This window comes from Pseudobutyrivibrio sp. C4 (assembly GCF_900111635.1).
In the GTDB taxonomy this organism is placed as follows: Bacteria; Bacillota; Clostridia; order Lachnospirales; family Lachnospiraceae; genus Pseudobutyrivibrio; species Pseudobutyrivibrio ruminis.
Window position 1 is genome coordinate 180,321 of the sequence record NZ_FOHF01000003.1, and the last position, 25,410, is coordinate 205,730.

At 37.0% G+C, this 25,410-nt stretch carries 18 protein-coding genes and 2 tRNA genes; 18 read left to right on the forward strand and 2 right to left on the reverse strand.

Annotated elements, in window-relative coordinates; genetic code table 11:
* From BMY66_RS07455 to BMY66_RS07515, 12 genes are all read left to right on the forward strand, one after another.
* Positions 1–10,917 (forward strand): ADP-ribosyltransferase-containing protein, encoded by a 10,917-nt coding sequence (locus tag BMY66_RS07455; RefSeq protein ID WP_090394725.1) that lies wholly within the window; start codon positions 1–3, stop codon positions 10,915–10,917.
* A 119-nt stretch (positions 10,918–11,036) separates the two neighbouring features.
* Positions 11,037–11,246 carry a hypothetical protein gene (locus BMY66_RS07460; RefSeq protein ID WP_090394726.1) on the forward strand — a complete coding sequence of 70 codons (210 nt, stop codon included), beginning with the start codon at positions 11,037–11,039 and terminating at the stop codon, positions 11,244–11,246.
* A gap of 9 nt (positions 11,247–11,255) precedes the next feature.
* Positions 11,256–12,083 (forward strand): hypothetical protein, encoded by an 828-nt coding sequence (locus tag BMY66_RS07465; RefSeq protein WP_090394727.1) that lies wholly within the window; start codon positions 11,256–11,258, stop codon positions 12,081–12,083.
* An 11-nt stretch (positions 12,084–12,094) separates the two neighbouring features.
* The gene (locus BMY66_RS07470; RefSeq protein ID WP_090394728.1) at positions 12,095–14,032 is read left to right on the forward strand and encodes a BppU family phage baseplate upper protein; all 1,938 of its coding nucleotides are present in this window, start codon (positions 12,095–12,097) and stop codon (positions 14,030–14,032) included.
* 201 nt (positions 14,033–14,233) lie between these two features.
* A complete protein-coding gene (locus BMY66_RS07475; protein WP_090394729.1) occupies positions 14,234–14,620 on the forward strand; it encodes a hypothetical protein in 387 nt (128 codons plus the stop codon).
* Positions 14,617–14,964, forward strand: coding sequence for a hypothetical protein (locus BMY66_RS07480; protein ID WP_090394730.1), 348 nt, complete (start codon positions 14,617–14,619; stop codon positions 14,962–14,964). Before BMY66_RS07475 ends, BMY66_RS07480 begins: the two co-directional genes overlap by 4 nt.
* A 315-nt stretch (positions 14,965–15,279) precedes the next feature.
* Positions 15,280–16,098 (forward strand): hypothetical protein, encoded by an 819-nt coding sequence (locus BMY66_RS07490; protein WP_090394732.1) that lies wholly within the window; start codon positions 15,280–15,282, stop codon positions 16,096–16,098.
* Positions 16,099–16,113: 15 nt separating this feature from the next.
* Entirely contained in the window at positions 16,114–16,581 is a 468-nt protein-coding gene (locus BMY66_RS07495) for a hypothetical protein (protein ID WP_090394733.1), read from the forward strand.
* A gap of 13 nt (positions 16,582–16,594) precedes the next feature.
* Complete coding sequence (locus BMY66_RS07500; RefSeq protein WP_090394734.1) at positions 16,595–17,020, forward strand: hypothetical protein; 426 nt, start codon at positions 16,595–16,597, stop codon at positions 17,018–17,020.
* Between the two features lie 68 nt (positions 17,021–17,088).
* Positions 17,089–17,481, forward strand: coding sequence for a hypothetical protein (locus BMY66_RS07505; RefSeq protein ID WP_090394735.1), 393 nt, complete (start codon positions 17,089–17,091; stop codon positions 17,479–17,481).
* 12 nt (positions 17,482–17,493) lie between these two features.
* Positions 17,494–17,724, forward strand: a complete 231-nt coding sequence (locus BMY66_RS07510) for a holin (protein WP_090394736.1) — start codon at positions 17,494–17,496, stop codon at positions 17,722–17,724.
* 1 nt (position 17,725) lies between these two features.
* A complete protein-coding gene (locus BMY66_RS07515) occupies positions 17,726–18,595 on the forward strand; it encodes an N-acetylmuramoyl-L-alanine amidase (protein WP_090394737.1) in 870 nt (289 codons plus the stop codon).
* 806 nt (positions 18,596–19,401) lie between these two features.
* Here BMY66_RS07515 and BMY66_RS07520 read toward each other — a convergent pair.
* A tRNA-Leu gene (locus BMY66_RS07520) sits at positions 19,402–19,486 on the reverse strand.
* Between the two features lie 132 nt (positions 19,487–19,618).
* Here BMY66_RS07520 and BMY66_RS07525 point away from each other — a divergent pair.
* The 4 genes from BMY66_RS07525 to BMY66_RS07540 all read left to right on the forward strand — a co-directional run bounded on the left by BMY66_RS07525 (position 19,619) and on the right by BMY66_RS07540 (position 23,931).
* The gene (locus tag BMY66_RS07525) at positions 19,619–21,430 is read left to right on the forward strand and encodes a carboxylesterase/lipase family protein (RefSeq protein WP_090394738.1); all 1,812 of its coding nucleotides are present in this window, start codon (positions 19,619–19,621) and stop codon (positions 21,428–21,430) included.
* 66 nt (positions 21,431–21,496) lie between these two features.
* Complete coding sequence (locus tag BMY66_RS07530; protein ID WP_090394739.1) at positions 21,497–22,861, forward strand: MBOAT family O-acyltransferase; 1,365 nt, start codon at positions 21,497–21,499, stop codon at positions 22,859–22,861.
* 8 nt (positions 22,862–22,869) lie between these two features.
* Positions 22,870–23,715, forward strand: a complete 846-nt coding sequence (locus tag BMY66_RS07535; protein WP_090394740.1) for a GDSL-type esterase/lipase family protein — start codon at positions 22,870–22,872, stop codon at positions 23,713–23,715.
* A gap of 131 nt (positions 23,716–23,846) precedes the next feature.
* A tRNA-Leu gene (locus BMY66_RS07540) sits at positions 23,847–23,931 on the forward strand.
* Between the two features lie 13 nt (positions 23,932–23,944).
* Here BMY66_RS07540 and BMY66_RS13780 read toward each other — a convergent pair.
* Positions 23,945–24,118, reverse strand: a complete 174-nt coding sequence (locus BMY66_RS13780; RefSeq protein ID WP_177175621.1) for a hypothetical protein — start codon at positions 24,116–24,118, stop codon at positions 23,945–23,947.
* A gap of 123 nt (positions 24,119–24,241) precedes the next feature.
* Here BMY66_RS13780 and BMY66_RS07545 point away from each other — a divergent pair, with 123 nt between their 5' ends.
* Both BMY66_RS07545 and BMY66_RS07550 read left to right on the forward strand, forming a co-directional pair.
* Positions 24,242–24,496 carry a TIGR04076 family protein gene (locus BMY66_RS07545; protein WP_022758760.1) on the forward strand — a complete coding sequence of 85 codons (255 nt, stop codon included), beginning with the start codon at positions 24,242–24,244 and terminating at the stop codon, positions 24,494–24,496.
* Positions 24,497–24,542: 46 nt separating this feature from the next.
* Positions 24,543–25,403, forward strand: a complete 861-nt coding sequence (locus BMY66_RS07550) for an NAD-dependent epimerase/dehydratase family protein (protein WP_090394742.1) — start codon at positions 24,543–24,545, stop codon at positions 25,401–25,403.
* Positions 25,404–25,410: the final 7 nt, after the last annotated feature.

The following is a 25,410-nucleotide window of genomic DNA, read 5'->3' on the forward strand; positions in this document are numbered from 1 at the left end:
ATGGCTTTTGATGTTAGAGCAAAATATAGAAAAAATCATGATATAGCAAGCAGTGATAATCCAATGTTAGGAGATATGGGATTTTCACTTGAAAAAGATGCTGAAAGAACTCAGTATGAGGCAAGAAAACAGCAACAGCTTGAAAAGAATGCAAGATTAAGAGCGATAGAGTTGGCTAAGAGCAAGGCCAGCTCTAATGCTGCTTTAGAAACAAATTCTGTATCAGATGTAAATGCAGGAGATAATAGAACCACACAGACAGTACAGCCAGTATCATCATATGCAGCAGTTAGTGGAAATAGAATGCAGACACAGACACCTGTTTCTTCATATGCTGCATCTAATAACGCTATTGGAGTAAATAAAGTTAATTCTAATAGTAATTGGGCCAGTGAGAATGCTGAAAAATTGAATAAGGCAAAAGCTGCATTAAATAAGAAAGCAGGTAATGAGGAAGCTATAACAGAAGAACAGTCATTAGATCATGCAAAAGAGGTTATTTCACCTTACATGAACGATAGCAAGCTTACATCATTGTTAGATAAGTATGCAAAGCTTGAATACTATCACGACATGGCTAATTCATCTTCTGGTAACAGATGGTTCGATTTATATAGCGTAGCAAATAAAAAAGAATATGATTCTATCAAAAATGAATTCCAGGAAGCAACAAATGTTTCTGATGAAGAATTTGAAAGAATAGCAGAAAACTATAAGTATTATGCAAATAACAAAGCAGCAGAAGAACAGACAAAAGCTATTGATAAAATGTCTTTAGGCTCTAAGTTGGCAATGTCACCAGTTGTTGTCATGGAAGATGTTGCTGGCAATGTTCAGGGAGTATTATCGGTAAAAGACAGCGAAACAAATGATCCAGAATTAGGTAGAGACTATAATTCTGCTTCTTTTGGATATAAAAACTTAGGAAATACAATAAAAGAATCTGTTCATAAAGATATTGATGAAGCTGTAGATGCAGATGAACATCCTGTATTAAACACAGTAGCTTCTAAAGCTTATGATGTGCCAATGATGGCTGCAGAGTCATATGTTTCTAATTTTATGGGGCCTGCAGGTTTAGCATCGTTTGGTTCAGGTGCTTATGCTGAAAATATGCGTGAAGCAGAAAATAGAGGACTTACTGAAGGACAAGCACAGACATATGCATCTGTAATGGGAATCACAGAAATAGCAACAGAAAAGATACCTTTTGACCACTTAGGAGAATTAATTAGAAATGGTGCTGCTAAAGAATCTGTAAAAGGTGCTATTCAACCATGGGCTAAAGCAATTGCAACTCAGATGGCTGAAGAAGGTCTTGAGGAAGGTGCAAACGATATTATTGATATTGTAGCGGATAGAATGATTAATGGCGATAAGAGCAAGATTAATCAAAACATCCAAATGTACATGTCACAAGACTATGCAGATAAATACAATAATGGAATTCTGTTAACTGAAAAGGAAGCAACAGCAAAAGCTTATAGTGATGAATTCTGGACAATTGTTGATGATACTGTCACAGGTGCATTATCTGGTGGAATGTCTGCAGGTGTAGCAGTGGGAGTTCATGCTGGCATGGAGACACACGCTGGAAGAACTATTGCTAAGGATAGTGAGGTTAACAATGCAGTATTAGAAGATATTTCATCTGATATGGATGCATACGAGTCACAAGAAGCTTATGACCAGGCCCAGCAGACAAGAAAAGATGTAATATCTGCATCACAGAATAGATTATCAGGCAGACAGGCTAGGGAGCTTTATAGAAATGTAGTACAAGCGACAGACAATGCAGCACAGACTAGATCTAATATAATTAAGGCTGCAAATGAAGATGCACAAATTAGAAAAGAGGTAGCTAATCAGCCAGATACATACAAAGCACCTGAAAAGACTCAAGCACAGATAGTAGAAGATATTGAGTTTGCATCTACACCTTATGAGCTTGCAAAAGCCATTGAAGCAGTAAAAACAGAGACAGATGAAATCAAAGAGCTTATTGCATTCAAGAGACAGGAGCTTGTAGATTTTGGAGCCAATGAAAAGGATGTAGATAATGCTATTACACCTAAAAAAGCTTTTGAGATGGGCCAGAAAGGTGAGCAGGTAACAGAAGAACAGCTTAAGGCTATTCCGGAAAGAGATAGGCAGGAAGTCCTTGAAAACAATAATTATCAGCTCAATAAGACTATTATCAGAGAAAATCCTACTGCAGTTATTGATAAGGAATCCGGTAAAGCATTCATACCTGCAGAAGTTAAAGTAGATGGTTCAGAAGTAGTTGTATTAGATGAAGCTGGTAATGAGCATAAAGAGCTATTCAACCCTAGAATTACAAGGGTGGAGTCTGTTTTATCGCAAGTATCAAAGGATTTTAATACTGGAAGATACACAGACCAGAGTAAATACAATACAACAGTACAGCAGGCAGCTTATGCAATTGATATGGCTATCAATTCACCTGAAGCAGAGCCTATGTTAATAGGTATTGCCACTCAGAGCATTTTTGACAATGCATCAGTAGGAAGTAAGACATGGAGTGAGTACGTTAAAGGCACTCATGGTATGTTTACTAAGATTGACCAGACTGCAGCAGAAAAGCTCTATAATGAGGTCCGTGAGCAGGCTAGAAAGTCAGATTCTGCAAAGCAGGAAAATACAAAGGGCCAGCGCACTCATAATGAGACAGTATCAAAAACATTAAGAGAAAATCTTAGTGATGAAGCTGTAGCCTTATATGAGGCACTAGGAAAGAAAATAGGATATGACTTTGTAGCATCTACAAATAAAGATGCAAGAGGCGATATCAACCCAGCAACAAGGACTATTTCTATTGGAGCCAATAACATTGATGAAATGTGGGCTGTAGCTAATCATGAAGCTATTGCTGAATATCTGCAGGCACATGGAAACGAAAAGGACTTGATGGCAGTCCAGGATGATATGCTTAATTACCTAGAAGAAAAGCTAGGTTCATTAGAGTACAACAATTTAATTAATGCATACCAGTCTGCATACAGAACAGGCGCAAAAGAAGGTAGTGTAGACGAAGGCAAGTCTAGACGAGCTGCAGCAAATGAAATGTTCAATGATACAGTATTTGCGCTCATGTCTTCCGAAGAGGGTACAAAGGACTTTATTAATTGGGTAACAGAGAATAATGCACCTGCAGAGCAGAAAACTATTCTTCAGAGAGCAAAGGATTTCTTTAAGAAGATATTTGATTATATTCAGAACTATGTACATTCTGGATCATTTAATGCTGCAGAAAAAGCTGCACTTGAAATGGATGCAAAGCAGGCTAGAGAGCTTAGAAAGAGAATCTTCAAGCTTATGGATGAAGCTATTGCTAATGCAAATAGAGATGTAAAAAGTACATCAAAAACAGAAAATGAAATAGCTAAATCTATCAAGATAGATGCTAATGGAAAGAATTATGTAGATATTCAAGAAAATATTATAGAAGGCATAACTGATGATAATCAAATAAAGAATTATGTAAAAGAGTATTTGAATGAATATTATCCATCTCTTGACATGATGGGATTTGATTTACCAGTAACTGCCAAAAGTAGAAATGAGTTTACTAACTCAGAATATACAAAGAGAATACAAAAGAAGTTGCATTCATTATTTATTGATAAAATGCGTTTATCTGCAAATTTAGAGGAAATAGTAAGCGCTGCAGAAGGTTATTCTTGGGAAAAAATCAAACATTCTAGAAAAGATAATATTATTGGTTTTGTACGTGGACAAGCTCAAATACGAGTAGGAAACAATGATTATATTGCAGACATTATTTTGGCAGATAGAAAAAATGCTGGTCTAATGTTTTATGATATAGTCTCTATGCTTCCAACAAATATAAAAGCAGCTGTTGGAAATACAACGTCACAAAATGTGAGAGGTCGTAGCACAACAACTGCTTCTAATAATATTGTAACATCTACAAACAAAAAAACAAGCACTACATCTAGTAGAAATTCAATCTCAGTAGATACTAATGGTAGAAGTCTGTCTGAAGGCCAGCAGAACTATTTCAGTGACTCAAAGGTAGTTGATGAGGATGGAAATCTTAAGGTTGTATATCACGGAACAATGAATGATTTTACTGTTTTTGATTTGAGCCAGGCAAGAGATACAGAGGATATTGAAGCATTCTTCTTTAGCGGTGACTATGATGAGTCTAATGGCTATGGAAATGTAGGCGAATACTATCTCAATATCACTAATCCTGCAGATTATGACACAGCATATGATATCTTCTTTAAGCATAAGGGAGAAGAACATGCTGGAAGACTTGCAAGAGAAGAATTAGAAGCTCTAGGCTATGATGGAGTAATTGCAGTTGATGAAGACTCACCTGAATACACAGAGTATCTTGCATTCTATCCAGAGCAGATTAAGAGAACAGATAATACTAATCCTACAGAAGATAGAGATGTTAGACGTTCTCTTGCAGGAATTAAGGCAAAGACTTCTGATATGGTGACTCTAACAGAAGCAGAAGATATGCTTGCAAATGGAAAGTCTATGAATGAAATCTTTGCTAAGACTGGATGGTTTAAGGGTGCAGATAATAAGTGGAGATTTGAAATAAGCAACCTAGATTCAGACGTATATAAGGATGGTACTGCACTATTTGCAAACGAGCCTGATTATATTCGCATGAATGAATTGAGAGACAGAATCAACGCTCCTATGTCAGACGATTATGACATGAAAAACTGGATGCAAGATTTTGAAGAATTAGGTAAGCTTATGGATAAATATAAGGATCTTGCTCCTAAAAATGGCTTTAGGCTTGAAGATATTCTCAAAAATGATGCATTATTTGAAGCTTATCCATCTTTAAGAAGAATAAAAGTTGTATTTGAGGATTTAGGAGAAGAAAAAATAAATGGTTCATGGCACGAAAGCGAAAATGCTATTTATTTAGACTCACATTTTTTAAAGGACTTTAAGCATTCACTTAAGAGAACTTTATTCCATGAAATACAACACGCTATACAAGATTTAGAAGGTTTTGCTGGTGGCTCAAATGTAAATTATTGGGAGTTTAGAGGCGGTCCAACATATTATGATGCAGATGCTAAACAGAAATACAATGCAGCAGTAGATGAGCTAGAGAAGATTGAAAATGAAGCTCCTAAAGATTTTCTTGATAAATATCATCAGCATAGAATGCTTATGGCACAATATGGTGGCCTTACTGCTAATGAAGAATTCTATGAGCTTGCAATGAATATTGAAGAAGAGCTTAGAAACAAAGATGAAAAGCTCTTTGATGCACTAGATGATGCTACATTTAATGTAGATGTATTGCAACCAGAATTGTTAGAACTTACACCTGAAGAAGCATATCGTGCAACAGCAGGTGAAATAGAAGCTAGAGAAGTATCAGATAGAATGGATATGTCTGATGAAGAAAGAAGAAACAATCTTCCTAAGACAAAAGATGAAAATGGTAGAGTTGTATTTACTGAGAACTTTGTAAATCCATGGGAGCCAAGAAAATCAAAGAAGGTAGATACAGAAGGCCGAACTATTTCACCAGCTATGCAGCAGTTTTTATCTGATAACGCAAGTGTATTCTATGAGGATGGAGCAGTTAAGAACTATTATCATGGAACACGTTACGCAGGATTTACTCAATTTGACCTTAATAGAATGGATGATAAGCAGTCAATCTTTTTAACAGATAGTAAAAAGGTGGCTAAAACTTACTCTGGTACATTTGAAATGTTTGAGCCAGATAGAGAGTGGAGCTTTGACGAGCTTGACAGTGCATTGTCTTATATGACAGGTGGAGACTGGGAGCTTGAAGAGATTGATAATGGATATCAAATCACTAAGTATGGAGACGAAGCAGGACAAGAGACAGTAGAAACTTATGAATCTCTTAAGCAAGTTCAAGATGATTTTATTGATAATTATCTAAACAAAGTAGACTTGCAATCTGGTGAGAGTGGTGGAATTTATAATGTCTATGTGCATTCTACTAATCCATTAGTAATAGATGCTAAAGGTAATAATTGGGATGAAATTGAACCAAAAGAATACTATAGGCATTATATAGATGTAAATATAACAAAAAATGGAGATATATATTCTGTAGATGCAGCAGATTCAAGAGGCGTTTATAATCATTTTGATTATAAGTCTAAAGATTTGCTAGAAAAAAATTTTGTTAAGCTTTCTGAAGATGTACCAAATGAAGGTTTATACTATGAGCATCTTTATGTAGATCAAGATAGAAACCTTATACCAACAACAACGAGACAATATGCAAAGTATGCAAAAGAAAATGGTTATGATTCTGTAGTATTTAATAATATGATTGACACAGCAATTTTTGGCAATACTGCAGAAAGTAGGACACCTTCCCAGGTTGTTATAGTGTTTGATTCTAATCAGGTTAAGTCTGTATACAATGAAAATCCTACTTCTGATGCAGATATCCGCAAGTCAATCAAGGTTGACTGGGATAGCCACAATAACTATGAGGTTCCAGCTAGAACATATGATGAGCTAGTTGGCTTTAATGGTACAGATGAAGAAATAGAAGCTGCAGAGCAGCAGGATTTAGCTGTAAAAGCATATTATGCTAATATCATTCATTCTAAGAATTTTGCAGGCCTTATGTTTGAGTTTAAGGATGGAAATAGAACAAAGCAGAATTTCCTGACTAGATCAACTAGAAAAGGCTATGACTGGCAGTATTCATATGGTTTCGACAATGAGCCACACGGACACAACAATTACAAGGATGTAAACGATGTTGTAGAAGTATATGGCAATGTCTGGGGAGATGATATGACAGCGCTATATCAGGAGCTATTAGATGCGACTCCTAGAGAAGGTGTAAAGGTTCAAGTTGTCCGTGAAGGCATAGCTGAAAATAGCAGAAATTCCTTCAAGGTATACGGAGAAACATCACCTTATGCAGATTCTATCAATGAGTCAAAAGTAGTTGCTGCAATGATAGGTAGCATCAACAACTCACTTCCTAAGACAGATGTATTTGCAATGCCTAATGATGAGCTATTACGCATTGAGAGATTTATTACTAACAAGTACAAAGTCAACATGTCAGAGATTGAGGAAGGTGAGATTGCTGCAAATATCTCTTATGCTTTTGCATACATGCAGAACAATAAGCTTGATAGAGATTATGAGAACATGATGAACTATCTTTTGAATATCGGAGATGAAGTAATCAAGAACTCAAACATGAAGGATCCAGCTACAGAAGAAATCTATAACAACACTAGAAAGATACTTGCTAGCCATAAATTTAAGCTATCTGATGCAGAGAGAGCTGAAATCAGTAATGCTTTTGGTGGAAGCTGGAAAGCAGCCTTCGGTGCTATCAATAAAGCTGGAATCAAGCTAGATAATAAGAACGGACAGCCAGTAGATGATTTATTTAGCGAGATTAAGCAAGAGATACTTAATACTGCAGGTATTGACTTAACAGAGTCAGATAAGCCTTCTGAGCAGATACTTGCATTAATTGATACCATGACAGCACTAGAGCCTACAGCATACCTTTGGGAAGGTGCTAACGACATGGATAAGGCCCTTACAGTAGTTACTGATATTGTAGAGCAGTATTATTCTGCAGCTACAGAGCAGTTAGAAAAGAATGTAATATCTGGCACTGAAAAGGGTAAAGCTAAGATTAAGTCTTCTGTAGATAAAGAAAAGGCCAGACTCCGTGGTGAATGGGCTAAGTACAAGGATAAGAAGCAGAAAGAGTTTGATGAAGTAGTTGCTGAAAAGAATCGTATCATCCAGCAACAGCAGAATCAGTTAAGACAGCAAGATGAGCAGATGAAGAAATGGAATTCTGATTTATCTGCAGCAGAAAAGAAATTGCAGCAGAGTAAGATTTTAACTGAGAAGCAAATGCGACAAACAGCTCGTCTTCAGGCCCAGCAGACATTACAGAGCTATAAGGACCGACAGGAGAGAGCAAAGCAGATTGAAAACATCAAAAAGACTGGTATTCGTTTAATCAAGTGGTTAACTAATCCAACAGATGCACAGCATGTACCTGAATTCTTACAGAAGCCTTTAGGTGAATTCTTAGGAGCAATTGATTTCCTTCCAAAGAATGCCAAGGCTGACTCAAAGAGTACACTCACATGGCAACAGAGAATGAATGCTTTAAGAGAAGTATTGAAGCAGATTGAGGATGCAGAACGCAATGGAGAGAATACACCACAAGCATATTTTGCGCAGAATGTAATTGCAAAAGAGCTTGTAAGCATGATGGATGAATTCTTAGGTAAAGAAACATGGGATGAATTCACTCAGAGCTACATTGTAAGTAAGAGAGCTGCATCTAAAGTTTCTAAACTAGATGCAAAGGATTTAGCAACCTTAAATAAAATCATGTCAGCATTGTCTGCAGGTATCAATAACATGAATAAGACTTATGCTAATGAACAGTTTAAGGAGATATCAAAACTTTCCAGGGAATCTGTAAAAGAGATTGATGCATTGCCAGCAAGAAAAGATATGCAGAAGCTCTTAAGCAAAGCTTTTGATTTTGCTAATTTTGATGAGCTTGAGCCTATCACTTACTTTGAAGGACTAGGAAGCGGAGCAAAATCTGTATTTGATGAATTGAGACAAGGATTTAATACAAAGACTCGTCATGTCAGAGAAGCAGATGAATATATCAGCAATATTAAGAAGAATTTAGGCCTTAGTGATGCTGAAATATCAAAGTGGAAGTATGAATCACATGATTTTGACTTGCTGGAAGGTAAGTTAAGCATGAATACAAACCAAATAATGAGTTTGTACGAGACTCTTAAACGTAAGCAAGGAAAGCCTCATGTAGCTATCGGTGGAGTAAAGGTATCTGATTTTGAGTACGGACCAAACCTTAAAAAGAAGATGCATCACCAGCCTAAAGCTATTCATATTTCATCTTCTGAAGCACAGGCTATTATTAATACTCTTACAGATGAACAGAGAGTATTTGCTGATGCTATGCAGCAGTATATGGCTACTGAATGTGCTAGCTGGGGTAACAGAGTAACTGAGAAGATGTTCGGCTATAAGAAGTATGAAGAAAAAGATTACTTCCCACTTAAGACCGATGCACACACCAGAGCAACCACAGCAAGCTCAGACAACAATGTAAGCTACTACTCAATCAAGAATTCATCATTTACAAAGCCTATTACACCAATGGCAAACAATGCAGTAGTAATTGATGATATCTTCGATGTATTTACAGACCATGTTGTTAAAATGGCAGACTATGATGCTTATGTAATGCCTATAGCAGATGCAATGAGATGGTTCAATTATTCAGAAAAGACCATTAGTGCAGTTGCACCTGATACGCTTAATGAATTAGGCCAGAGAGTAGATTATATTGGCAATATGCAGGAGTCTATTGATAGAGTGTACGGAAATGCAGGCTTAAGCTATTTCAAGCAGTTTATCAAGGATATCAATGGAGATTATGCTGGCAAAGGTGGCAAGTCAGAGTTTTTAAGTGCAATGATGTCTACATATAAAGCTCAAGCAGTTGGAGCCAACATGAGAGTTGTTATCCAGCAGCCTACAGCAGTAGTTAGAGCAGCAGATGTTATTGAGACAAAGTATTTGCTTGAAGCTATGACAAGTCTTCCAAAAGCTGCAGAGTATGCAAAGAAAGCACAAGCTAATTCAGAAATAGCATATTGGAAAGCCCAGGGCTATTATGAGACTTATTTAGGACAGTCTTTCAAGGAGATTATCACTGGTGATACAACTCTTAAGGATAAAATTAATGACTGGTCCGGAAGTCTTGCAGGCAAAGCTGATGATTTATCATGGGGTATCATGTATCGTGCAGCAGAGCTTAAAGTCCAGCAGACAATGCCACAGTTAAAGATTGATTCTGCAGCATACACAGAAGCAGTAGTAAAAATCTTTGAAGACATTGTAGATCATACTCAAGTAGTAGATACAATCTTCCATAAGTCTCAGTGGATGAGAAGCCAGGAGCTAGGCCACAAAATCACATCTGCATTTATGGCAGAGCCTACAAAAACTTACAACATGTTATATAGAGCTTATAGAGATGCAAAGCTATCTGGAAGTAAGCCTTATGCAATGAAGAGATTAAAGAATGTTGCATTGATATTTATCTTTGAACAGTTATTGAATGCGTTTATTACTGGTGGATGGGATGCACTAAGAGATGATGATAAAGAAAACTATATTAAATCATTCTTACAGCATTTTTCAGAGAATGCAGTTGATAACTTAAATCCATTGAATCTAATGCCTATTGCAAAAGAAATATCTTCTGCATTACAGGGTTATGATGCTACATCATACACTACAGACTTTATCTATACCGCAGTTGATACATTTAACGCAATGAAGAAACTTGCATTAGGTAAGTCTACAAAGACAGTGTATGGAAATACTTACCAGCTTGCTAAAGCTACATCTCAAATGACAGGTATTCCAATTGCAAATATTATGAGAGAGTTCAAAACTATCTATAATATGACTAATGACTTCTGGGGCGGTAAAGATTTAGTGACAACTCAAGGCGCAGAAAAAAAACAACAGAAGAATGCAAGTAAGCAAGCTTTTACAAAGGCCTATGAATCTAACGACTTAGCTACTGCAAAATCTGCAATGCAAGATATTTATGATAAGTCAATTGCAGCAGGCAATGATGAAAGTGAAGCGTGGGGTGCAGTAAGAGATACTTTAAAAGAAGAGTATCTATCACAGATTGAAAAGCATCCTGAAGATGTAGCAACTATCAATAACAGATTTGCTCAGTTAGTATCAAATACAAAACACAAGGTATCTGGTACTTACAAAAACTACACAGTAGACCAGGCAAAGAAAAATTACATTGATAAGTGGTATGCATCAATTGAATAATTTACAAGGGCTAGGAATATTTCCTAGTCCTTTTTCATATTCCTCAGAGGGTGGAAAGCTAAAAAGAACGCTTGCTAGAATTTAGTTAGTAACAAGTAAACCTATAGAGAGGTAGAGAGATGGCAATTAATTATGAAAAAATAGGATGGGAAGATAAACCAACTGAAACTACACCATTAAATAAAACAAATTTAGATAGGATGGATTCAGGAATTAAGGCAGCGTGTGATGGGATAGATGAAGCGTGTAATGTAACAATTAATAGTATGCCAGCATCACAGCTAAATTTTGCATTAAATGGAACTATATTAAATATTACTATATCGTAGGTGAAAAATATGAGTTTAGCAATTAATGGAACTACAATCACTCCAGGAGATAGACCTACATTTAATGATGTACCACTGACACAAATTAATGTTAATGGCACAGAGGTATGGAAATATGATTCTATACCACCTGCAATTAATATTACAAGTGGAAGCATAAAGACATCAGGTTCTACATACACAATAACTGGAACAGTAACAGATCCTGATTCAGGTGTAGCAGCAATAAAAGTAAATAATGTATCTATACCATTTTCAGGTAACAGTTTTTCGTATAATGTCGGCCTAAATTATGGAAACAACACAATAACTGTAACAGCAACAGATAATGCTGGAAATTCATCAACAGCAAGTGTGACAGTTCTAAGATACAATGCATCTGTTATTACATGGGATGATACACTTACGGCTTCACCAAGTCCTGGTGCTACAGTTAATTATAGTGGAAACAGAAACAGTGCAAATTGTTCGGTTAACACATCTACAACAAGCTATTTTGCTGGTCCTCAGTCTTATGCATCTCAGTCTATTGCATCAATAACTGTAACTGGACGTATTTTTGCAGGCACAAATACTATAAATATATCAGCGTTAAGTGCTAGCAGATGGATGTATGATACTAGCGGAATGCCAGATTTTGGAAGACCTGACCCACAAAGATATGCATATATTTACAATGCAGCAGGCCAAGTTGTTGCTAATCTGCCAAATGGTTCTAATAATGTAAGTGCATATTCCGATGGTTCGTATTTTTATAAGTTTTATTGTGGTGATGGATATTATGCAGCATCTACTCATGGAGCAGGTGCGAGTGCAAATATATCATTTAGCTCATAAGGAGAATAACTATGATACCAAAATCATTAGATACATTAAGAATAGATATTAATAGCGGTAAAGTGAGAAAAGCTGTATCAATATGTCAGCAGGACACAGTGCAGCGTACACTTAATTTCTTACTTGTTAATAGCGGAAATTCTGTTGATTTATCAAATGTATTGTTTGCAGAAATTTTAATTCATAAAGCAGATGGAGCAGAAGCAGACAATGGATGTGTTATTGATGGAGATTCCATTCAGTATACATTAAGAACTACAGATGTTTCTGCACTAGGTACTAACCAGGCACAGTTGCTTTTGACTTTTGCCGATGGACAGACACTAACAACACCTACTTTTGAAATCAATGTGTATTCAAAAGTCTTAGATCAGAATGTCCAAAAGAGTCAGAATGAATATGGTGCTTTAACAGAACAGTTAGTATTAGTCAACGAAATGTCTAATCAGATAGGCACAGCTAGAGATACTGCAATTGCTAAAGCTGCAGAAGCAGCAGCAAGTGCGGATGCTGCAGCCGAAAGTGCCACAAGTGCGAATGCAGCAAAGGAAAATGTTGCAGCTAGCGCAACTGCAGCAGCAACCAGCGCAGGAGAAGCAGCTGCATCTGCAACATTGGCAGTTAATGCAGCAGGCGAAGCTGATACATATGCAGATAATGCAGCAGATTCTGCTTTTGATGCTGCTCAGTCAAAAGATAATGCAGCAAGTAGTGCAACTGCAGCAGCAGCCAGTGCATCCAGCGCATCTACAAGTGCATATACTGCTACTCAAAAAGCTGCAGAAATAGTAGATTCCGCAAATGCAGCAGCAGCTTCTGCAAGTGCAGCAGCTTTATCTGAAGATAATGCTTTAGATTCTGCAGAACGTGCTGAAGAAGCGTATAGAAAAATGGGTGAAGATTATCTCGTTTTAGGTGAGACTTCATCTACTGCATATCGTGGAGACAGAGGCAAGATTGCCTATGACCATAGTCAGACTACTGGAAATCCTCATAATACAACCGCAGCACAAGTAGGAGCTGATGTAGCAGGAGCTGCAGCGCAAGCATATCAACAAGCAGCAGGATATACAGATACACAGATTGCTAACCTTATTAATGGTGCGCCTTCTACTCTTGATACACTTAAAGAAATTGCAGATGCAATGGCAGAGCATGAAGAGGTAGTAGAAGCACTCAATCAAGCTATAGGAACTAAAGCTTCTGATGTAGAATTTCAGGCACATCAGAATAATAATACAGTACATATCACTGCTAATGAAAGAACTACATGGAATAATGCAGTAGATAGCATAGGAAGTACTGATATATCTGCTATTGGAGATGGAACATTATCTGGAGCTACTAAACATCTTAGTGATTCTTTTTCTAACGCCCTTACAAGCCTTAAAAATACAGCAATAGCACAGGCGGTAGGGGCTACAGGTAGCACATTTACAAGTGTTATTGCAAAGTTAGCTGAAATTGTTAATCGTGGGGCATGGAGTGCTAATATGGCAAGTACAGGCTCAGTGACAATTCCACAGGGGTATCATGATGGCACAGGAACAGTAAAAACAAGCGGAACAGCTACTATCACAACTAATGGCACACATAACATAGCACAATATTCAAGTGCTAGTGTAAGTGTTATTACAAGTCCTTTGGAAGTATTCTCTTTGATGATAATTTGGGGACAATCGGGACAATGGGCTAACTATGGAAATATCTGGGGCGGTGTAGGTAGACGAATGGACGCTTATGCTACAAGTTATACTATGGGTAGTTTTACAGTGTCTATTGCTAGCGCTAATCCCGTAGGATATACACGAGTATATGCAAATGCCGCAGGCACATATCGAATGTATCAAGATGGGAACACATGGGAGGCAACCGTCGGTGCAAATACTGAACTAACAAACTATTATGTTAATGCAACGCATAGCATACTTATTACTAAAATCGCTTAGTCCTACAAGGACATAAAACCTAGGTTTAGGGGCTATCGTAAGGTAGCCCTAAAAATTTTTACCTCAGAGGTCAAAAAAGTAGTTGACAATTTGATAATATAATCATGTAAGAAATACCCATATTCTTATAACAGCGCTATCCTATCGGAACCAGGATAGCGCAATTCCCCCAAAGAATATCTTTTATTCGAGGTCATGGTCATGGCATTTATTCACTATAATGCTAATCCTAATAACAACGACACTATTGATTGTGTTATTCGAGGAATATCAAAAGTGCTTGATATATCCTGGGATGGAACATACATCATTTTGATGTGGAAAGGATTTATAGCAAAAAACATTTTTTTATTAAACAAAATATGGATAGATACCTTATTTGACTTAGGTTTTGAAATGCGCTTTGTACCTAATACATGTCCGGACTGCATAACAGTGGAAAGATTTTCTAAATCGCATCCAAAAGGAAGATATTTACTAGGTACTGGAAGTCATGTGATAGCAATAGTTGATGGCAACTATTACGATACATGGGATAGTGGAGATGAACTACCCTTATATTACTTTTATAGAAAGGAGAAGTTATGATTAATCATTTTCAACAGAAAGCACCAAATGTATTTACACCTGCAACAAACATTACTTATGTTCAAGGTGAAACAGGAGCAAAAGGATATCCACTTGCTAACGGATATACGATGCTGCTAATGGATTCTGAAGCTCAGAAGTTCTACATTAAGCAGACTGATGCAACAGGCATTCCCACAATGAAAAAGTTTAAGTTTGAAGAGATTGTAGATCCGGAACCTGAAAAGGTTGAGTATGTAACAAAATCAGATTTTGTGGACTTTGAAAACAGAATAATAAGCTTATTGCAGCCACCAAAGGAAACAAAGACTGCAAAAGCGAAAGGCGGTGAAGCAGATGGCTAATCCGCTTTTTACAAATCAAATTCAAAGTCAGTATCAACAGTTCAAATCGAATCCGATGTCATTTCTCATTCAGAGAAATGTTAACATCCCACAACAATATATGAATAATCCAGAGCAAGCGGTCCAATATCTATTACAAAATGGACAGATGTCTCAGGAAGCATTTAATCAAATATCTCAGATGGCTCCACAATTGGGCCTTAAGTAGTTACTAACTGCAAGTGCGCATAGCAGATAGTATATAGAACTATAAACCGGCTTATCAAAGGGATAAGTCGCTAACCGCAAATAGCTAGCGGTAGAAAGGAGTAATCTATGTCATTAGGAGAAAATGGCGGTAATGAAATGGTAATGCCAGTTGCACCTATGTATGGTGGTGGATATGGCAACAATGGCTTCGGCTGTGGAGATGGATGGTGGGTTATCCTCTTCTTATTTGCCCTTATGGGTAATGGTGGCTGGGGTAATGGTTTTGGTGGTGGAAATAATGGACTATTTCCATATTTCACAGCCACAAACACAGATGCAGGTGTACAGCGAGGTTTTGATACAGCAACTATTACAAGTCAGCTTAGTGGAATCAACACATCCATCAATAATGGTTTTGCAAGCGCTGAAGTTGCTGGATGCAATAGAGCTATGGATGCTATGCAGTCTGCATATGAGAACCAGATTGCAAGCATGAATCAGAACTTTGCAAACCAGCAGGCATTACAGCAGACATTGTTTGGAATGCAGCAGGCTCAATCTGAATGCTGCTGCGAGAATCGTCTTGCTACATGTCAGACACAGAACATCATTCAGAATGAAGGCAATGCAACACGTTTTGCTGATGCTAACAATACTCGTGATCTACTTACAAATCAGACAGCTAATACTCAGGCAATCCTTGATAAGCTTTGCCAGTTAGAGCTTGATGCTAAGAATGATAAGATTTCTGACCTTGAAAGACAGCTCACAATGGCAAATCTCGCTGCATCACAGACAGCTCAGACTGGAAGACTTCTTGCAGATAATGCAGCTCAGACACAGGCCCTTGAGCAGTATTTGAATCCTGTACCTATTCCAGCTTATGTTGTACAGAACCCTAATTGCTGCACACAGAACTTCGGTTGTGGTTGCAGTGGATTTTAAGAGGGGGTGAAGTCTATGGCAGAGTTTACTAAAAACGAAGTACAGACAGTGCTTCCTAATCAAGTTGTTACATTAAATACAAGTATTCCATGTAATAAAGGATATGTATATCACAGAAATGGTAGTGGTATTGTAGCTCTCCGAGGCGTAACCAATAACTGTTTTGCAAGATACCAGGTAACATTTAATGGCAATATTGCAGTGCCATCTACAGGAACTGCAGGCCCTATTTCAGTAGCTTTAGCTTTGGATGGTGAGCCACTTCTTACCAGCAGGGCTATTGTTACACCTGCAGCAGTTGCAGCAGAACCACCTACTCAGGATAATTTCTTCAATGTTACATCTACAGCAATAATCACTGTACCTAAAGGATGTTGCTTCAATGTATCAGTAGAGAATACATCCGAAGGTGCAACACCAGCAGATGTTGCACCACAGATTCTGGTACAAAATGCAAATTTAACAGTTACAAGGATAGCTTAGAAAGGAGAGAGCAATGGATAAAGGATTAAAAGAAGCAAAAGAAAAGCTTGTGAGTGAGCTTGTGCCTTATGTTCGTATGAAAGACATCTCTTCAGCTAATCTTGATACTATCTATAAGACAGTAAAGACAATCTACTATTTGACTACCATGGAAGCTATGGATGAATATAGTCAGGACTCTTACAGAAGAATGGAAACCTCTATGGACATGGGAAGCTACATGTCAGGGTATAACAGAGGATATTCTGAAGCAAGAAGAGGTAGAGATGGTGATGGAGATGGCAGGTATAATGAGGCCGCATCATACGGATATACGGATTACAGGTATAGTGGACATGATCCAAAAGAGCATATGATTCAAGAGATGCAGAAGATGATGAAAGAACTTGAGCCAAGAGAGCAGCAAGTTGTTCAGGACTGTATTAGTCGCATCAAATAATGACTTTAGGGGCTGGGAGAAATCCTAGCCCTTTTTTAATTCCTCAGAGGGTAGAAAGGGGGTAAAAAATGAATTTATTATTTAAGTATCAAATGAATGGGAGAAACTTCTTTATGAATCCAACAGTACAATCAGTTCTTACACTATTAATAGCAGCATTAGCATTGTTTTGTTCCGGACTAACAGTATATTTAACTGTCAAACGAGACAGTAAGCAGAATAGTAATACAGATGTAACCAATGCAGTGCAGCAGGCGGAAAGTTTCAAAGAAATTAATGTAAAGCTTGATTTTATATTCAAGCAAATAGAATCACTCTCTAAAAATTCAGAAGAGAGTACAAAGCAATTCATAGAGATGAACAATAAAGTAACAAAAATTATGGAGCAAATTGCTGCTCTATTCAAATATAAAGACGATCATGAACATCGTATCAGAGAACTTGAAGACAAAGTCAAGTAGAAAGGTGGGTATATGTTTAAGAATTCAGTATTTAAGGTTGATGTTGACACTAAGAAGTGGGCTAAAGCAGCTATCATCCGAGCAGTCAGAACTTTTGGTCAATCTGTAGCAGGTGGAATTGTTGTAGGTACAAAACTGGGAGATGTTGACTGGGTAGCAGTATTCAGTGTTGCAGCAGTCGCAACAATCATTTCATTAGCTACCTCTTTAGGTGGCATCCCAGAAGTAGAAAGTGAGGAATAATATGGCAGTATATACAGTACATGGTGGACATGCAAAGCAGGGTAATAAGTATTCAGGAGCAGTTGGTTTTTGCTCAGAATCAGTAGTAGATAGAGCTATTTGTGCAGCAGTCATTAAGTATCTTAAGGCTGCAGGCCATACAGCATATGATTGTACAGTAGACTCAGGTATATCCCAGGGAAATATCATTACTCAGATTAAGAAGAAGATTAATTCTTATAAGAACGTCACATGTAATATTTCAATCCATCTTAATGCAACAACAAAGTCTGCAGCAGATGGTAAAGTTAAAGGCTCAGAAGTGCTGGTGTATTCAACAACAGGTGAGGATGCACTTATTGCAAATCGTGTTTGCCTGGAACTTAAGGTATTAGGATTTACAAATCGTGGAGTAAAGAAGCGCACTGATTTAGGTGTACTTAAGGGCATTACAAATGGCGGTAAGAATATTCTTGTAGAATGTTTCTTCTGTGACGATCAGGACGATTACAACCTATTCAATAAAGTAGGTGTAGATGCAATTGGTAAAGCTATTGCAATGGGAGTTTTAGGAAAGGCTATTCCAACAAGTACAAGCAATACTGCTAAGTATTTACATAATGGTGTAGACTATTCAGCAGTATTTGATGCAGAATTTTATAACAAAACATATCCAGATATAAAAACTGCATTTAAAGGTGATGCACAGAAATCATTCCAGCATTTTTGCACATATGGAATGAAAGAAGGAAGACAAGGTTCAAAAGAATTTAATGTATTAGTATACAAAGAAAGATACTCTGATTTAAAAGCTGCTTTTGGACAGAATCTACCTGCTTATTACGAGCATTATTGTACGTTCGGTAAAAAAGAAGGCAGAAAAGCAATTTAGGTATTAAGCGAAAGCTTGATATACATCATTATAACCCTCCTTTGATCTAAAAACTGGGAAAGGACCCTTGACTGGGGGTCCTTTTTCAGTTATATATCGTGGGAAGAAAAAATGCACACAATATATAGAAATATATTATATTTTCATGGGATATAAGCAATATATCTAGGGGTTCAAGTCCCATTTCCTGCAGCTTAGCCTCAGTTTTTACTGAGGCTTTTTTAATACAAAAAACGAGCGACACCAATTCGAAATCAACCGATTCCTAACTGGTGCCGCCCCTTAACATCGATCCCAATGGACTATACCTCTCTATCTAGTATATTTTAATAGTAATAATTGTCGCGTGGTTAAAAAATTAATTCTCTGGTGGACCATACCTCCAATCACTAGATTTTGTAGTTACTAAATTAATTCTCTGGTGGACTCTACCTCCCTTTCTGTTTTTTCTCTCTGTTATTTGATAAGTCTATTATACATCCTGGAAAAGAAATTGCAAGACAAATATATGTATAAAATATTATTTGTCAGACAATAACAATGTTCGAAGATATGTTTTGTATATAATTCCAATTGAATAATTAGTTTTACCTCGGAAGGTGGGGTGAGGTGGAAAAAGAAAAAGATCCGGTGGATCTTTTTCCCACCGAACCGACCGAATCGCCACTTGTGGCGATGAGACCTTGGACCCCGGGTCCAAGGAACTCATCGGCACATTTAGAAAGATAAACCAGTTGATTGGTTATATATGTATTAGAGAAGAATAAAAAAAGAGCAACCAATCAATTGGTTACTCTTTCTAAAAATGCGGAAGGCGGGACTTGAACCCGCACGCTCGCAATGAGCACAAGATCCTTAGTCTTGCTCGTCTGCCAGTTCCGACACTTCCGCGAACAAGAGATATACTATCAGAGTCTGGCCAACATGTCAACAAAAAAATCACATTTTTCTTGTAAGATTTTTTTAGAGCTAGTATAATGGATTGGAATAAATTAAATCGCGCAAAATTAAGGAGAGGCAACAATGGTATTTTCGATTATTGTAATCATACTGACAGTTCTTTATATTGCAGTTTTGGAGCTGTCTAAAAATATATTATTAGGTTGGGCAATTGGTATACTTGCAGCTATTGCAATGTTAGTAGCAAGGGCAATGCTCATAAAAAGAGATTCATATCATGTTAAGTCAACAATCATTATGTGGATTATATTTGTGGCCATATTGGCATGTAACTATGTGCTAACTGCGCCACCTTACAAAAATGTTCCAGCAGTTGCAAATAAGAATCCTGATGTTACAGATGTTGTATCTGTTGAGCAGGGGGATTTGACTGGTGTATATAATGAGGACCACTCCGTAAAGGTATATGCAGGGATTCCTTATGCTAAAGCTCCTGTGGGAGAGCTTCGTTTCAAGGAACCACAGCCGGCAGAAAGTTGGGATGGTGTAAGAGCATGCGATGAATTTGGCCCTATGGCAATGCAGGCTCGTACAAATCCTTTTTATGACAGCTTGTCTCATATTCTTGGATGGCATGATTATAGAGTGACTTTTGGAGATGAGTATCTTGAGGCTATGAGTGAAGATTGCCTTTATCTTAATGTCTTTGCTCCAGAGGAAGCTTCTGATGAGCCTCTTCCTGTCATCTTTTATGTACACGGTGGAAGCCTTTCTACAGGACAGTCTTCATATACAGAGTATCGAGGCGAGGACTTGGCGAAGAGAGGAGTTATTGTTGTAAATTTTGCCTATAGATTAAATGTTTTCGGATACTATGCAGCTGACGATTTGAAAGATGAATCAGCAAACGGCACTACAGGTAATTATGGATTGTTAGATCAGATAGCTGCACTTCAGTGGGTTTATGACAATATCGAGGCATTTGGCGGAGATCCAAATCAAATTACAATTGCTGGAGAATCAGCAGGCTCATCTAGTGTAAATGCTATGTGCGTATCACCTTTGACAGATGGATTGTTTAATTATGCTATTGCAGAGTCTAGCGGTATTCTTGCAAGAAAGCCATTCCATACATTTAGAGATTATAGTGAGGCTGTAAAAGAAGGAGACGCTGTGCGCAAGGAGTTTGGTGTTGCATCATCTGCTGAGCTGCGTGATATTCCAGCAGAAGAACTGGTAAAGACAACATCAGATCAATCTGCTATGACTGTCGATGGCTATGCCATTACAGAACAGCCTTATCTTACATATGAAAAGGGGCAAAACCATGAAAAGGCTCTGTTAAATGGATTTAATGCCAAAGAATCAGATGCATTCTTGTTGACCACAAAAGCTACTAAGGAGAATTATGAAAAGCTGCTGGCAGAGGATTTGGTGTCTTACGCAGGGGACATGGCAAAGGTCGTTCCGGCAGATTCGCCACAGCGTGACCAGCATTTCATTGTTGATGCTATGGGAGATGCTAAGGGTGCTTTAAATATTAGTTATTCTGCGATATGGTTTAGCTACTCTCATTATCTATGGAATAACTATTTGGTGGAGCAGGGTGTTCCTACCTATGAGTATTACTTTACAAAGACAAATGATTCTTTATCTAATTATCATGCAGGCGAGTTGCCTTATGCTTATGGCAATCTTTGGAGACATCCAGGGCTGTATTCTGATGAGGATTATGCGCTGTCAGATACCATGCAACAGTATTGGGTAAACTTCGCCAAGACTGGAAATCCTAATGGAGACGGACTTCCTACATGGGAGATGAGAGATGAGAATCAGTCGAAATTACTACAGCTTGATACCGATATTAAGATGATTGAAGATCCAAATAACGAACTATATAAAATAATCGATAAATATCAAGCAACATTTAATTAAATTTATAGAAGAAAAAATAAAAGGGTTATTGTATACTAAATACGAAGGAAACTTTGGGAGAATACAATGACCTTTTTTGATTTGATTTTTATTTTTAGATTGGTACCAATCTTTTTGATTATATATTACATTTTGCCATGCAATTGTCGTGCATGGCTTTTATTGGTTGCAAGTATAGGATTTTACTATATTAATGAGCCGGTGTATATTGCTGTGATTTCTGCGGCTACATTGATTAATTATATTTTGGCTAAACTTTTAACTAAGAAAAAATCCAAGATTATACTTGCATTCGGCGTGCTTATAAATGTTTCATGTCTGTGCTTTTTCAAGGGAGCAGCTTCATTTGGATTAAATATAGTTATTCCTCTTGGAGTTAGCTATTACATTTTCAAAATGATATCTTACCTGGCAGATTTATATAAAGGTAAGATTCAAAAGGTTGAGCTAATAAACATGGCCAACTATTTCTTTATGTTTCCACAGATTATTTCAGGCCCGATTGCTCGATACGACTACGTAGAAAACAATGTTTCCTGGGTAAAGAATGAAAAGTCTAAAAAAGAGAATTTCTGTGCTATCCTTTTGCAAATAGAAGATGGTCTTAAGTATTTTGCCATGGGATTGTTTATGAAGGTGATGATTGCTGATCATCTTTCTGTTCTTTGGAATGATATTAAAACCATTGGCTATGAAAGTATTTCCACTCCTTTGGCTTGGCTTGGAGCATACAGCTATTCGTTTGAATTATATTTTGATTTTTGGGGATATTCGCTTATGGCAGCTGGCCTAGGTGTGATGCTAGGATTCCCTTTCATTAGCAACTTTAATCAGCCATATTTTTCAAAGTCTATCTCTGAGTTTTATAGAAATTGGCATAGCACACTAGGCGCATGGTTTAGAGATTATGTTTATTTCCCTCTTGGAGGCAATCGCAAAGGCAAGCTTTGGACTGTATTTAACTTACTTGCCGTTTGGGCTCTCACTGGCCTTTGGCATGGTCAAACATACAATTTCTGGATATGGGCAGGAGCAATATTCTTGATTATTACAATAGAGAAGTTTATTCTTAGCAGATTTGAAAAGCTATTTATGGTGGTAGGGCGTATTAACGTTATGGTAATTATTCCTATTACATGGGTTGTATTTGCTATTCATTCCATGAAGGCACTCAGAATATATATGTTAAGGCTTTTCCCTGTGATAGATATTTCAGTTGCAGTAAATAAAAATGATTATCTATATATGCTTCAGGATTACTGGTTATATCTAGTGCTGGCAATTGTTTTTACTATTCCAGCATTAACAGGTTTCTATAAGAAGCATAAGAATAACGTATTTACGATATTTGTTATTTTTGCAATGTTTTGGATAAGTATTTTTAGTTTGGCTAATTCGGCGGGAAATCCATTTATGTATTTAAGATTCTAGGTGATGATATGAAAATAAACAGTATTTTATTGTTACTGCTTACAATTATTAGTGCAATTACTATTGCGATAGTTGGGATTGTTTTTAGAACTACCGTATATACGAAGTACTATACAAATCCTTATGAAACTACTTCTATTGGAGCTGTTTTTCAAGCAGCGTCAGATAACATTTTCCCATGGTCTAAAATAGAAGTAGAAGAAAAGAAGACAGTCACAGTTACTAAGAAAACAAATAAAAAGACTAATAAAATAAAGAAATATGTCTCAGTAGATAACAGTTATTTTGATGATGCTTTGTTTATTGGCGATTCAAGAATGGTAGGACTTTCTCAGTATTGCCAGGATATTGATGCCAGAGCTACCTTTTATGCAAAGAAATCCCTCTCTATATACAACATCAGGGATGATAAATGGATAGAAACTGAGGATGGTGAGGAAATCAGTTTAGCCGAGGCTTTAGAGACTAATCATTTCTCAAAAATATATATAATGGTTGGCATAAATGAGCTTGGAAGAGGAGATGAAGTCGATTTCAGGCAAGCCTACCAGGATGTAATTAATCAGATCCAGGCAGCTGAGCCGGATGCTTATATATTCATTAATAGTATCATGCATGTTTCTGGAGAGAAAAACGAAACAGATGAGCTGTACAACAACACCAATATTAATATTAGAAATGATGCTATTAAAACATTAGAAGATAGGCAAAACATCTTTTATCTAAATATCAATGAAGCAGTAGATGATGAGGAAGGAAATCTTGATGCTGAAACTACATCAGATGGAGTTCATTTAAAGGGAGCGTGCTACGAACCATGGCATGAATATTTACTTTCTCACGGTGTGGAATAATACACAAAATAAATGTGCAGAATTTTCAGATTTAGCACGTTAAAGTTAGACACTTTAATTTGCAAAAAAGCGTTGACTATTTAGAGATGCGATGCTATTATAATCAAGTCGTCAGGAACAAGTGCTGATGCGCGGAAGTGTCGGAACTGGCAGACGAGCAAGACTAAGGATTTTGTGCTCATTGCGAGCGTGCGGGTTCAAGTCCCGCCTTCCGCATTTTAATTAAGAACTAGGATGCATTCCTAGTTCTTTTTTTGTATAGAAAAATGTATAATGCATCCTTGTTCTTAATTAACAGGCCGATGAGATCCTTGAATCCGGGATTCAAGGTCTCCTCGGCACGAGTGCCTTCGTCGGTCGGTTCGGTGGGAAAAAGATCCACCGGATCTTTTTCTTTTTCCACCTCACCCCGCCTTCCGCAAGCTACAAAAGAAAATAATTACAAGTCATATTTGGATTTTTGGGGATAATGTTGTATTCTTTTATACAATGAATACAACAAAACGAGATTTATAGGAGGCTTGAAGTGGGTTATACAGATAACAAGGTAAAGGTTACAGTGGTAGAAAGTCATTGTCCAAAGTACAAAGTTGGAGATGTTATTCGTTTTATAGGCAGTGACCTTGATAAAGATAACAGTGATAATGTTTGCATGGTTGCAATGCAGGCAATATATCCGTTCATTTATGCTTTTAGAAGAGGCGGTAATTTAAAAAATGGCCCTTATCAGTGTATTGATTGCGGAGAGACTGTAGTATTTAATATTGAAATTGAATCATAAAAATCGATGTTTATAGAGGTAATGGCATGATTATTGGGGCAGAATTATGAATGTATTAGTTGTAGGTGGAACCAGATTTTTTGGTATTCCAATGGTAGAAAAATTAATTGCAGATGGACATGATGTGACAATTGCAACTCGTGGTCTATCGGATAATCCGTTTAAAGAAGTGACGAAGCAAATTGTTATGGATCGTTCTGATTTTGATAGTGTTAAGTCTGCTCTAGATAATAAAGAATTTGATGTCATAATTGATAAAATCGCTTATTCATCGAATGATGTTAAAAATCTTTTGAGTAATGTGAGTTGTAAAAAGTATATCCAAATGTCTTCGTGCTCGGTCTACTCAAAGGATAAAGAAAACATAAAAGAATCAGAGTTTAATCCACAGCTTCATAAGTTAGTTTGGATGAATCGTAATGACGATTATGCAGAAGGTAAACGTCAAGCTGAAAGGGCAACATTAGAGTTTTTAGATTCCTCACAGTGTGTATTTGTAAGATACCCTATTGTAATGGGAGAAAATGATTATACTGGGCGTTTGAAATTCTACATAAACCATATTATAAATTCTGAAGCAATGTTTATTGATGACTTAGATTGTGGCATGGAGTTCATTCATGAGAAAGAAGCCGGATATTTCATAGCTCATTTGGTAAACACAACTGTGACTGGAGCCATAAATGGGAGCTCAAAGGGAATGATTTCTACGAAAAGCCTTGTAGAATTCATAGAAAAGCAAACAAATAGAAAAGCAATATTAGATGATTTTGGGGATGCAGCTCCATATAACGGTGCCTTAGCGAATATATCCTATGATACTACCAAAGCGAGAGATACAGGATTTGCTTTTTCAAGTATTGATGATTGGATTTATGAATTGATACATTCAAATTTACAGAGGTGAATCTTAC